9 protein-coding genes and 3 riboswitches are annotated in these 12,543 nt (G+C 41.8%); of the genes, 8 read left to right on the top strand and 1 reads right to left on the bottom strand.

Going from position 1 to position 12,543, the window contains the following annotated elements; all coding sequences use genetic code 11:
- Nucleotides 1-73: 73 nt before the first annotated feature.
- Nucleotides 74-649, top strand: coding sequence for an NADPH-dependent FMN reductase (locus M3197_RS16825; protein WP_251663003.1), 576 nt, complete (start codon nt 74-76; stop codon nt 647-649).
- Nucleotides 650-693: 44 nt separating this feature from the next.
- On the opposite strand, the gene M3197_RS16820 is transcribed toward M3197_RS16825, so the two are convergent.
- Entirely contained in the window at nt 694-1,443 is a 750-nt protein-coding gene (locus M3197_RS16820; RefSeq protein ID WP_251663001.1) for a cyclase family protein, read from the bottom strand.
- A gap of 105 nt (nt 1,444-1,548) precedes the next feature.
- Nucleotides 1,549-1,653, bottom strand: a riboswitch (SAM riboswitch).
- Between the two features lie 298 nt (nt 1,654-1,951).
- On the opposite strand from M3197_RS16820, the gene M3197_RS16815 reads away from it, so the two are divergent.
- From M3197_RS16815 to M3197_RS16785, 7 genes are all read left to right on the top strand, one after another.
- Nucleotides 1,952-3,421: a nicotinate phosphoribosyltransferase gene (locus M3197_RS16815; protein WP_251662998.1), complete on the top strand. Its 1,470-nt coding sequence runs from the start codon at nt 1,952-1,954 to the stop codon at nt 3,419-3,421.
- Between the two features lie 12 nt (nt 3,422-3,433).
- Nucleotides 3,434-4,261, top strand: a complete 828-nt coding sequence (nadE, locus tag M3197_RS16810; protein ID WP_251662996.1) for an NAD(+) synthase — start codon at nt 3,434-3,436, stop codon at nt 4,259-4,261.
- 147 nt (nt 4,262-4,408) lie between these two features.
- Nucleotides 4,409-5,359 (top strand): AAA family ATPase, encoded by a 951-nt coding sequence (locus M3197_RS16805; protein WP_251662993.1) that lies wholly within the window; start codon nt 4,409-4,411, stop codon nt 5,357-5,359.
- A complete protein-coding gene (locus tag M3197_RS16800; protein WP_251662990.1) occupies nt 5,356-6,561 on the top strand; it encodes a DUF58 domain-containing protein in 1,206 nt (401 codons plus the stop codon). The genes M3197_RS16805 and M3197_RS16800 overlap by 4 nt, the downstream gene beginning before the upstream one ends.
- The gene (locus M3197_RS16795; RefSeq protein WP_251662988.1) at nt 6,558-8,738 is read left to right on the top strand and encodes a DUF4129 domain-containing transglutaminase family protein; all 2,181 of its coding nucleotides are present in this window, start codon (nt 6,558-6,560) and stop codon (nt 8,736-8,738) included. Before M3197_RS16800 ends, M3197_RS16795 begins: the two co-directional genes overlap by 4 nt.
- A gap of 35 nt (nt 8,739-8,773) precedes the next feature.
- Nucleotides 8,774-8,875, top strand: a riboswitch (purine riboswitch).
- 136 nt (nt 8,876-9,011) lie between these two features.
- Nucleotides 9,012-10,550 (top strand): glutamine-hydrolyzing GMP synthase, encoded by a 1,539-nt coding sequence (gene guaA, locus M3197_RS16790; RefSeq protein WP_251662986.1) that lies wholly within the window; start codon nt 9,012-9,014, stop codon nt 10,548-10,550.
- Nucleotides 10,548-10,649: riboswitch (purine riboswitch) on the top strand. Its footprint overlaps the gene before it by 3 nt.
- Nucleotides 10,650-10,756: 107 nt before the next feature.
- Complete coding sequence (locus M3197_RS16785; RefSeq protein WP_251662984.1) at nt 10,757-12,091, top strand: NCS2 family permease; 1,335 nt, start codon at nt 10,757-10,759, stop codon at nt 12,089-12,091.
- The last annotated feature ends 452 nt before the right edge of the window (nt 12,092-12,543 follow it).

Genomic DNA, 12,543 nt, shown 5'->3' with positions numbered 1-12,543 from the left:
TAGTTAAGAATTAAAGGAGTATATGCTATTCTTACAAGGCAATTGAAAATCATTATCAAAGGGAGATATTAAGATGACAATACGAGTAAAAGCGATTATCGGAAGTACAAGTTCAACTTCCTACAATAAAAGATTGGTGAACTTCATGAAAAAACGGTATGCTGATCGTTTGGACATTACATTAGTTTCGATTAACGATGTTGAAATGTTCTCGGTCGATCATGAAAGTGAGCCACCTGCGAATGTTCGTGCATTTAAAGAGAATGTAAAAGATTCGGATGCTGTGCTATTCGCAGTTCCTGAATATAACTTCTCCATCCCTGGCGCTATGAAAAATGCGTTAGACTGGTTATCCCGTGGGGGAGAAGCGACACTACGTGATAAGCCTGCATTCATCGTAGGTTCATCAATGGGCGTGTTCGGTAGTGTGCGAGCTCAAATTCACTTACGTGAAATTTTATCTAACCCGGGTCTTTCTCCGTTAATTTTGCCAAATAATGAAGTGTACATTGGTTCTATTCATGAGAAGTTGAATGATCAAGATGAGTTAACAGATGCATCGACAGTGGCCTTCTTGGATTCTGTTGTAAATAATTTTGTAGATTTTTATGAGCGCATGACTGAAATGCATGCATCGAAAAAAGCATAATAAAAACAAGCATTCTGTGTAAACTGCAGAATGCTTGTTTTTTGTTAAGGGATAATCGCGAAAGAACGCACTGGGAATCCGGATGCTTTTTCAGGTTTTGGGACAATATTAAAGATGATGGCTCCTTTTGTTGGGAGCTTGTCTAAATTCGTCAACAGTTCGACTTGGTACGTATCTTGTTCAAGTACGTAGTATTCTCCATGCAGCGCTCCATTTTCTCTAAAGTCTACAGCAGAATCAGTATCAAATGTTTCGTGACCGACTGCTTTTATGCCTCGTTCTTCAAAGAGAAATTTCAAGGCATCCAATCCCCAACCTGGAATTCTGTTGTTTCCATCTTTGTCTTTGTTGCAAAAACTCTCAGTGTCCGGCCAACGTTTGCTCCAATCCGTGCGAAGTGCAACGAATGAGCCTGAGTCGATCATACCATTTTCCTTTTCGAATGCTAATAGATCGTCTTTAGAACAGGTAAAGTCATGATTAGCTTCTGCCTCTTTGGATTTATCAACAACAATTAGTGGAAGGACAAGCTCTTTTAACTCGAGGTCTTCTAAATAGCGAGTATCCCGGACGAAGTGGATGGGTGCATCGATATGGGTTCCATACTGACCTGCAAAGCTGAATTGCTGAGCAAAGAAACCGTCATCGTGATTAAAAAGCGTTTTGAACTCAGCATCTTCAAACATGAAAAAGTGTGGAGAAGTTGGACCGAATGTATGAGTGAGATCCACCCATTCTTTTGTCTTTAATGTGGTGAGTGCAGCTAACAAATCTGTTTGTGTTTGTGTTGTCATCTCAATCCCGCCTTTTCTTTAGTGCCGAAAACCGGCTATTTTATACAAAAAGAAGACCCTCTAATGACTAATAGAGGGCCTTCTGCGCATACTGCATGAAGTCAGCTCTCATCTTGAGATGCATATGCATCTCCTGGAATTAGCACCACGGCCATTCGGCTGGTTGCTGAGACATCGTAGGGCCAGTCCCTCCGTCTCTCTTGATAAGAATTGTTTATTGAATTGTTTGTAAAGTGATTATTCTGATAGTAACACGCCTTATTAGTGAATGCAATAGGGGATAGATGATTTCTTTCTCTGGGGAATTTGATATACTTACATATAGTTTGGAATTTGTTCAGTGGCATCTTTCAAGGGCATATCATATTTTGTTATGACCTGTCATTGGAGGAGCTGTTGGACCAAAAGTATTTAACGTAGAGTCAACTGAATGTGTTATAAGGAAGGCTAGAAAGGGTAAGTAACGTTATAAATAGACTACATAACCTATTGGAAGAGGCGAATTAGTGTGAGCTCAAACTATACAGATGATAGCTTTGCATTACATACAGACTTATATCAAATTAATATGATGGAAACGTACTGGGCTGAAGGAATTCACAACAAAAAGGCGATTTTTGAGCTGTATTTCAGAAAACTGCCTTTTGGAAACGGTTATGCAATTTTTGCGGGACTAGAGCGTGTACTAAATTATTTACGAGATCTGAAATTCACGGATAGTGATATCGCATATTTAAAAAACGAATTGCATTATAAAGAAGACTTTCTCGATTATTTAAAGGACGTCCGTTTTACGGGAAATCTCTATTCCATGAAAGAAGGAGAAACCGTATTTGGAAACGAACCAATTCTCCGAGTTGAAACAACCTTAGCAGAGGCACAGCTTATTGAGACGGCACTCTTGAATATCGTCAATTACCAAACGTTAATCGCTACAAAGGCAAGTCGTATAAAGCAAGTCGTGAAAGACGAGGTAATAATGGAGTTCGGAAGCCGTCGTGCACACGAAATGGACGCTGCTGTTTGGGGAGCTCGTGCTGCTGTAATTGGAGGCGTAGAAGCAACCAGTAATGTACGTGCTGGCAAGCTATTCGGCATCCAGGCGAGCGGCACGCATGCACATTCCCTTGTGCAAGCTTACAAAAGTGAATACAAAGCGTTCCACTCATATGCCAAACGTCATCGCGATTGTGTCTTTCTCGTAGATACGTATAACACGTTGAAAATTGGCGTGCCGACTGCTATTAAAGTGGCAAAAGAACTCGGAGATTCCATTAACTTTATTGGTATTCGTCTAGACAGTGGTGATATCGCATTTTTATCAAAAGAAGCGCGTCGTATGTTGGACGAAGCAGGATTTAAGGATGCGAAAATCGTTGTGTCGAATGATTTGGATGAATACACGATTCTCAATCTAAAAGCTCAAGGGGCTCAGGTGGATATTTGGGGAATTGGAACAAAACTCATTACCGCATATGACCAACCAGCGCTAGGTGCTGTCTACAAACTCGTTGCAATCGAAGGTGAAAACGGTGAGATGGTGGATACCATCAAGATTTCGTCGAATGCTGAGAAAGTAACAACACCTGGACGGAAAAAGTTATATCGGATTATTGATAAAGAAAATGGAAAAGCCGAAGGGGATTACATCACGATGTATGATGAGGATCCTAATGCAGAAAAGCGTATTAAAATGTTCCATCCCGTCCATACATTCATCTCCAAATTTGTAACGAATTTTGAAGCCAGAGACTTGCATGAAAAAGTCATCGACAATGGACAAGTCATCTATGAAGTACCTGCAACTTTAGAAATTCAACAATATGCCAAAGATAACTTGAATTTGTTATGGGATGAATACAAACGATCCCTGAATCCGGAAGAGTATCCCGTCGATTTAAGTCAGAAATGTTGGGATAATAAAATGAGGAATATTCAAGAAGTCCAGGAGATGGTAAGCGACTTCATAAACGAATAGGAGTGATCAGGTATGAATGACTTACAACAGCAAATTATTCAAGAATTACGGGTGTTACCAGAAATCGATCCTCAAAAAGAAGTTCGGATTTCAGTGGATTTCCTTAAGTCGTATTTGAAGAAAAACAACTTTTTAGATGGCTACGTACTTGGGATTTCCGGAGGTCAAGACTCGACTCTAGCTGGAAAGCTCGCTCAGGTGGCAGTAAATGAATTGAATTTAGAAGTTGGTACGGATCGCTATAAGTTCGTTGCAGTCCGATTACCGTATGGCACGCAATTTGACGAAGATGATTGTCAGGATGCATTGCGCTTCATTAAACCTACTAGTACGTATACCGTGAATATTAAAGAAGCAGTCGATGCTAGTCGTCATGCGCTTGACGCGGCTGGGATTTCTTTGTCTGATTTTGAAAAAGGCAATGAAAAAGCTAGAGAACGTATGAAAGTCCAGTTTTCAATCGCTGCATTCCACCATTGTGTAGTGATTGGCACGGACCACGCGGCAGAAGCCATCACAGGATTCTTTACAAAGTTTGGAGATGGAGCAGCGGACGTTACGCCGTTAGCCCGTTTGAACAAACGACAAGGGAAGGAAATGCTTCGATTCCTTGGTTGCCCGGAGCATTTGTATAACAAAGTTCCGACTGCAGATTTAGAGGAAGACAAACCGGCATTGCCTGATGAAGTCGCACTTGGTGTTACCTATACACAAATTGATGACTATCTAGAAGGAAAACCGGTTCCAGACGATGCACGCCAAACAATTGAACGTCACTATCTTAAATCCGCACACAAGCGCCATCTTCCAATTACGGTGTTTGATGATTTCTGGAAATAGGAAGTGCGAACCTCTCTTTTTTGGAGAGGTTTTTTTATTGCTGTTCAATTCTGTTTGTTTTGTAAATTAGTTTGTCGGACTGCAGAAATTCCGGTATGATGGAAACAACTGTAGATTCATCCAGCATATGAGCGAGGGGGAAATGGATTGTTACATAAAGAGAAAATTGATGCGATCCTAGCAAACATCGAACGAACGATAGTGGGGAAACGTGTAATAAGTGAGCTCAGTTTAACAGCATTATTGGCAGGAGGACATGTCCTTCTAGAAGACGTACCAGGTGTCGGCAAGACGGTGATGGTAAAATCTTTGGCTGCGTCAATTGGAGCTGAATTCAAGAGGATCCAGTTTACACCTGATTTGTTGCCATCTGATGTTCTTGGTGTTTCCATTTACAATCCACAGCAGATGGAGTTTGAATTCAGGCCGGGGCCAATTGTTGGTAATATTATTTTGGCCGATGAAATCAACAGGACTTCGCCTAAAACACAAGCTGCACTATTGGAAGGGATGGAAGAATCCTCAATCACAATAGATGGGAGAACGTTGCAACTTCCTCAACCGTTTTTCGTAATGGCAACGCAAAACCCAATCGAATATGAAGGCACCTATCCTCTTCCAGAAGCTCAAATGGACCGTTTTTTATTTAAGTTAAAGATGGGATACCCAACGAGAGATGAGGAAATTGAAGTGCTCTCACGCTCGGAATCTCAACTTCCAGGAGAATTCACAGCTCCGGTAATCACGCTGGATGACTTGCTCGAACTTCAAGTGTTGGCGACAAAAGTCATAGTGGATGTAACAGTAAAGTCGTACATAGTGGACTGCGCAACCGCTACACGTGATCATCCAACGGTGTACCTAGGGGTCAGTCCGCGTGGATCACTGGGTCTCATGAAAGCATGTCAAGCTTATGCACTAATTAAAGGGCGTAATTATGTTACCCCAGACGATGTCCAATATTTACTTCCTCATGCATTTAGCCATCGGATCATTTTGCACCCAGATGCAGCGTACAGCGGTCATTCCATCGATAATGTGCTGGTTGACGTAATCGCTAAAGTCCGTGTGCCTATCATGAGGACGAATACTCTATGAAACGTAAACGTGCAACACTAATCCTTCAAACGCTTTTTGTTTTGATTATTGTAGGTGGGGCATATTCGTTTGGAATGTTTCAAGGTGGTATGCCTAGCTGGACAATCTTTTACTTTATCTTGCCATTTTCTTTGTATGCGCTATCAATCGTGCTGTATCCCTTAAAGTCGTTTACGGTAACGCGTACTATTCAACAGCCATTACTGGGAATTGGAGAATCGACGAAAGTGACGATTCGAGTGAAACGAACTAATCGATTTCCATTGTTGTATCTAACCGTGAAAGAACAAGAGTGCGGAGGGTTTGCCTCCATCATACAAGGAGAACCTTCTCAGTTGTTTATAATGGGATTTCGAAAAGAGGTTGTCCTTCAATACGAATTGAAAGGTAAACAAAGAGGAGAGCATGACTTTCCCCCTGTGCAAATAGGCATTACAGACTTTTTGGGGTGGATAAAAAAACAGGACATCATCGACGTCGAAGGAGAGTCTTCACTTCTCATCTTCCCTGAGACAAAGTCAATACAATACGTACCAATTGGTTCTTTTCATGATAGAGGGACGACCCGATCACCATTTTCATTGATAAAAGAAACTACGGTAGCGACAAGCGTCAGGGACTATCAACCAGGAGATAGAATGTCTTGGATCCACTGGAAATCATTTGCTCGTACACAAAGCTTGATGACGAAAGAATTTGAGAACAAACGAGGCGAGCACGTGACGTTGTTGCTCGATGCCAGATCTTCTCTAGCATTTGAAGAACAAATTCAATTCACAGCCTCCGTGTTAAAAGAAGCAGCTACACGAAAAGCGGATTTGACGTTTTTAACGACAGACGCTGAGAATTCTGCGATTGGTAAAATTTCAGGAGAAGGGCAGCTTCGAAAAGCGCTCACGCAACTTGCTCGCCTTCAGCCGATAGAAGAGGCAATGACAAAGCCACCGAATTATACAGTGGCCTTACAAGGTGCTGGAGCGATTGTTATCATTTCAGGAAATCCAGATCCAGTTTTCTTACGTCCCGTTCTTAGTGCTTCACGTGCGCAACCGGTATTTTGTTTTGTGGTAAGAAACGGAGCCGTCCCCATGCCGGATTTAGTTGAGCAGAACGTGAAGGCAGCAAGAGCACTCGGTGTGACCGTTCAAATGCTAACTGATCAACAGTTTGAACGATCGTTTCAGGAGGTGGCTAAATCGTGAAAGATGTCCGCATTGATAAGTGGGTCTTGGTTTTGCTGTATACTCTTGCTTTTTTCATGACCATTGAGTGGCTTAAACCGGTTGAAGAACTTACAGACACTGGACACATTATCCTTTTTTATGGATTTGTGGGATTAGCTTTGATGTTTGGTCTGTTACGTGTTCCGGGATGGATTGGTGTTCCCGTTAAGGTAATCTACATAGTCCTATCTCTACAATACGTATTTCTTGAAAAAGAATGGCTATCGGTCGAAGCGTTGAAAATGACAGTAATCGATATGCAACAAAATTTTGCATTTATTTGGTCTGGCGAGTGGATGAGTATCTCGTATATGTTTCGAACGGGATTATTTTTCATTTTACTTTGGATGCTTTGTTACTTAATACGATATTGGATCGAATATCGCAAGTCCGTTCTATTGTTTTTCGGAATGACGGTGATTTTTCTCTCTGTGGTGGATACATTTACACCGTTTGACGCCTCATTTGCAATTTTACGGGTAATGATAATCGGGTTGTTGTTGCTGGGCATACTGTTTCCGCTACGGTTATCCGCAAAAACGAAAACACAGTTACCAATCTCAAGTTATTTTAAAATAATAGCTCCATTAGTGGGGATGTTACTCTTCGTTGCAATTGTCGCGATTCTCGTACCTATTAAAGAGCCTGCATGGCCAGACCCAGTACCATTTATCCGATCTGCTGCCGGTTTAGGCGATAGTGGAAATGGAGAAGGGGTTTCAAAAGTGGGGTACGATCCAGATGATACTCAATTGGGCGGGCCATTTAAGCAAGATGATTCTGTGGTCTTTGAAGCATATGTAGATTCTCGTCAATATTGGAAGATGGAGACGAAGAATACGTATACATCCAAGGGGTGGATTCAGTCTTCGGAAAATTGGGTTTTTGAGTATCAGAGGCATTATACAAATTTAATGGACGGACAAGTTCTCGTTCCCCCTAGGGAAAGTGCAGATATAGAAATTTATGAGCCTCTGCCGATTATTCCGTACCCATATGGAACTGAGGAACTAAAGACTACTGAGGGGTTCTATTATGATGAGGAGCTCGATACAGGCAAGTTAACGCCGAACTCGGGCGAGCCTGTAGAGTTGAAATACAGAACTGAATTTGTACCGCCCGAATACAGTTTGAAAGAACTCCGTGCAACAGACATGGCTTCGCTCGATTCCATGAAATTTGAAATGGATGAGTATTTGAGTTTGCCTGAAGAATTCCCTGAACGGGTCAGAGACTTGGCCGAAGAATTGACGGCAAATGCACCAAGTGTTTATGAGAAAGCGCAAGCCATTGAAAGGTATTTTGCAAGAAGCGGCTTTGTTTACTCGAGAGACAAAGTTGCTGTTCCTGAAGAGGATGAAGATTATGTCGATCAATTCCTATTTGAAACGAAACGAGGCTATTGTGACAACTTTAGTACCTCCATGGTCGTCATGCTTCGTTCTGTTGGAATCCCAGCAAGATGGGTGAAAGGATTTGCCCCTGGTGAGTTGAAGCGGGATGATAACAAAGAGAAGTTTTACACAGTCACTAACAACCAAGCGCACTCTTGGGTAGAGGCATACATGCCTGGAATTGGCTGGATGCCATTCGAACCGACAATTGGCTTTAATGGTGTATCGAATGTCAACTTCGATATCGAAGTTGCAGAAGATGATGTGAAAGAACAAGAACTCATCAAACGTCCTGAAAACAAAAAGAAACAAGAACAAGAAAAACAAGCCGCCAAACGTAAAAACGCACAGGAACCTTGGTTGCTTCGAATTATTCCAGAATGGTTGCGTTCTTGGACTGTAGTTAGTGTGATTGTCGGGGGGGCTATCGCCTTAGTGGGGATAGGATTATATGCAACTCGTAAAAAGTGGTTGCCTCGTCTTGTTGTACGCAGTGGCCGTAGTAAGTCTGAAAGCTGGGAGACATTTGCTATTCAATATGAACAATTATTGAAGCATTTGAACCGGGTTGGTTTAAAGAAACCAGCTGGCATGACGTTATCAACCTACGCAAAAGAAGTGGATCGAATGCGCGGAGATGACAAAATGAGTACGTTAACTGCGGCGTATGAAACAGGCTTATACGGACAAAGCGAAGCAAATCTAAATTGGACGGAATTACGTAAAATGTGGGAAGATTTAATCATTGAGACAACCGGTTGATTTTTTAATTGAATGGAAGTAGAATGATGCCAGGAATAAAAATACTTGAATGCTCTCATATAGGTCCGATAATATGGTTCGGATGTTTCTACCAGGTCACCGCAAAAGACCTGTCTATGATAGCGAAAGCAGCTACGGATAATCCGTAGTCTGTTTTCGTTATTTTATAGAATATAGATGGAAACAGAAGACGCGCAGAAAGAGTTTACTTTCTAACGCGTCTTTCTCTGTTTTAAGGGTATACTTGAATAAAATTAAGAAGAGGTGGATTTTATGTCAGCAGCTCCATTATTGTCAGAACAAGAGAAAATCGTGGTTTTAGATTTAGGTAGCAAGTACAACCAACTTATTACACGCGTAATACGGGATCTAGGCGTATACAGTGAGCTTTATGCACACACAGTAACGGCGGAAGAAATTCGTAACATGCATGCAGCTGGAATTGTCTTGTCTGGTGGAGATACGAAAATGGACGCAGACATCGATCCTGAAATCTTTACATTAGGGCTTCCAGTTCTTGGTCTTGGGTCAGGACTAGAAGTCATTGCAGAGCAATTTGGCGGTAAGACAGCTACTATGGAAGCTCATGGTGCAGCGTCTACACTAACTGCTGAAGGAACTTCTAAATTATTTGCTGAAATCAGCGGGTCATTTGCAGCGCACATTGGTGGCACTGAAAAAATTGCAGAACTTCCTGAAGGCTTCACGGCAACAGTGAAAGACGAGCATGGACATATTGCAGCAATCGAGAACGCTGATAAAGGATTATTCGCGGTTCAGTTCCATCCTGAAGTCGACAGTACTGAAAATGGTGAAGCGATTCTTCGTACGTTCCTTCGTTCAATCTGTAATCCGACGGGTGAATGGTCAATGGAACGCTTCATTGAAGTAGAAGTAGAAAAAATCCGTGAGCAAGTCGGCGATCGTAATGTTCTTTGTGCACTAAGTGGAGGTGTCGACTCTTCAGTAGTTGCAACACTTATCCACCGTGCAATCGGAGACCAGTTGACATGTATTTTTGTTGATCATGGTTTGTTGCGTAAAGGTGAAGTCGAAAGTGTTGTCGATACATTCAGCACGAAGTTCAATATGAATTTCATTAAAGTAGATGCAGCGAAACGTTTCTTGGACAAGCTTGCGGGAGTTACAGAACCTGAACAAAAACGTAAGATCATCGGTAACGAGTTCATTCGTGTATTTGATGAAGAAGCAGCGAAATTGAAAGGCATTGATTTCCTTGCGCAAGGTACGATTTATGCAGATATCATTGAAAGTGGTACAGCAACTGCTGAAGTCATCAAGTCTCACCACAACGTTGGCGGCTTGCCAGAAGATATGGACTTTGAATTGATCGAGCCTTTGAAGGCATTGTTCAAAGACGAAGTACGTAATGTCGGTAAAGAGCTTGGATTGCCTGAAGATATCTACAACCGTCAGCCGTTCCCTGGACCAGGTCTAGGAGTTCGAGTACTTGGCGAAGTGACAGAAGAGAAGTTGAACATTGTACGTGACGCAGATTATATTCTTCGTGAAGAAATTGCGTTAGCTGGTCTTGACCGTTCTATTTGGCAGTACTTCGCAGTTCTTCCAGGCATCAAGAGTGTTGGTGTGAGAGACGGCAAGCGTTCGTATGACCACGCAATTGGTCTCCGTGCTGTTCATTCTTCAGATGGTATGAGTGCTGACTGGGCACGGATCCCTTGGGATGTTTTGGAGAAAATCAGTTCACGTATTACAGCAGAAGTTGATCACGTCAACCGTGTTGTTTATGATATTACTGCAAAACCACCAGGCACAATCGAGTGGGAATAAAACTGAATAACTGATTGTCGTATATCCTTGGGAATAAGGCCCAAAAGTCTCTACCAGAGCACCGTAAATGCTTTGACTACGATGAATGGAACACTTCTTGAGTAGGACTGACAAGAGGAATTCCCATTTTGAAGAGTTTGAAAGAGCATGCGGCTTTAGATGTCGCATGCTCTTTTTATATCCAAAACAGATGAGGACGGTTGATAATGAAAAAGTATTTTGAGTTTGACAAGTTAGGTACAAATTATAGAAGAGAAATCATTGGGGGACTAACAACGTTCCTTGCAATGGCATATATATTGGCCGTGAATCCGCTTGTCTTGTCTCTTGACGGAGTACCTGATATTCCGGATGCGATGCGTATGGACAAAGGCGCAGTATTTGTTGCAACGGCATTAGCAGCAGCAGTCGGATCATTATTTATGGGTCTCATTGCACGATATCCAATCGGCTTAGCACCAGGTATGGGATTGAACGCATTTTTCGCTTTTTCTGTTGTGCTTGGATATGGTATCCCTTGGCAAACAGCATTAACAGGCGTATTATTCTCAGGTCTTATTTTTATTGTTCTTTCATTAACTGGTCTTCGTGAAATGATCATTAACGCAATCCCAGCGCAATTGAAATATGCAGTAGGTGCGGGAATTGGTTTGTTCATAACATTCTTAGGGTTTCAGAACGCAAATATTATTGTAGGAGACCCAAACACGCTTGTTACACTAGGAGATCTATCGCAAGGCCCAGTATTACTTGCCATTTTTGGATTAGTGATTACAGTAATCATGATGGTTAAAGGGATTAAGGGCGCAATTTTCTATGGAATGATTATAACTACTATTGCAGGGATGTTGACCAGTCTTATTGAGGTTCCAGATAAAGTCGTTTCCAGTGTACCGAGTGTCGCTCCGACTTTTGGTGCAGCATTTGAAACGATTTTTAATAACCCGAGCGAATTGTTTACAACACAGTTTGTTGTCATCATCATTACATTCTTGTTTGTAGATTTCTTTGATACTGCAGGGACACTAGTTGCAGTCGCAACCCAAGCAGGCTTAATGAAGGAAGGTAAGTTACCGCGGGCTGGAAGAGCATTGTTGGCGGATTCCATGGCAACAGTGACGGGTGCAATTTTCGGTACATCTACAACTACTTCTTACGTTGAATCGACAGCTGGAGTTGCAGCAGGAGCGAAAACAGGATTTGCTTCTGTTATAACAGGACTACTATTTTTACTAGCTTTATTCTTCTCGCCTTTGTTGTTCGTCATTACTCCTGAAGTGACAGCGCCAGCTTTAATTATTGTTGGTGTATTAATGGTTTCTAACTTAGGCAATATCGAGTGGACTCGTTTTGAAATGGCTGTCCCGGCGTTCTTCACTGTCATTGCAATGCCGTTGACGTATAGTATCGCAACAGGAATAGCGATCGGATTCATCTTCTATCCAATTACAATGCTACTTAGCGGACGCCGGAAAGAAATACATCCTATTATGTATGTATTGATGGTTCTCTTCATTTTGTATTTCATTTTCGTTAAATAACGAAACACCTACAGCTACTGGCTTTCCATAATGGAAGGTGAGTAGCTGTTTTTTTGTTTCGATAGTAGAAATAGACAATTAAAATGATAGAACTTATGAAATAAGAGGGGGATTTGATAAATGATGTTTAGCGCTATGTTTTTCGGGTATATTAATGACTAGTAATTAATTTGACGAAAAGTGTTGACTTATGTTGACGCGCTTGGTATAGTAATAAAGCAGTCGGGAGCGAGACTTACTGAAACGCTTCAGACAACATGAACCTTGAAAACTGAACAGCAAAATGTCAACGAATTATCGTTTGAGAAACCGGCTTTGCCGGTGGAACAAACACAAACAGATCTTAGTTGATCTGATAGACATCTTAAATGATGCCAGTACGAATTGAGCAATCAATTCTCTCTGGTTGCTGAGATGTAGTGCAGTGCTAGGAAGCGAAGGCGTGAATGAGG

It is taken from the genome of Sporosarcina aquimarina (assembly GCF_023715615.1).
In the GTDB taxonomy this organism is placed as follows: Bacteria; Bacillota; Bacilli; order Bacillales_A; family Planococcaceae; genus Sporosarcina; species Sporosarcina aquimarina_A.
The sequence above is the reverse complement of the archived record's forward strand: the minus strand, read 5'-3'. Positions and strand labels throughout refer to the sequence as shown.

Coding starts and splice junctions, on each gene's coding strand:
- M3197_RS16825 (WP_251663003.1), top strand. CDS start 74: ATGACAATACGAGTAAAAGCGATTATCGGAAGTACAAGTTCAACTTCC.
- M3197_RS16820 (WP_251663001.1), bottom strand. CDS start 1,443: ATGACAACACAAACACAAACAGATTTGTTAGCTGCACTCACCACATTA.
- nadE (WP_251662996.1), top strand. CDS start 3,434: ATGAATGACTTACAACAGCAAATTATTCAAGAATTACGGGTGTTACCA.
- M3197_RS16800 (WP_251662990.1), top strand. CDS start 5,356: ATGAAACGTAAACGTGCAACACTAATCCTTCAAACGCTTTTTGTTTTG.
- guaA (WP_251662986.1), top strand. CDS start 9,012: ATGTCAGCAGCTCCATTATTGTCAGAACAAGAGAAAATCGTGGTTTTA.
- M3197_RS16785 (WP_251662984.1), top strand. CDS start 10,757: ATGAAAAAGTATTTTGAGTTTGACAAGTTAGGTACAAATTATAGAAGA.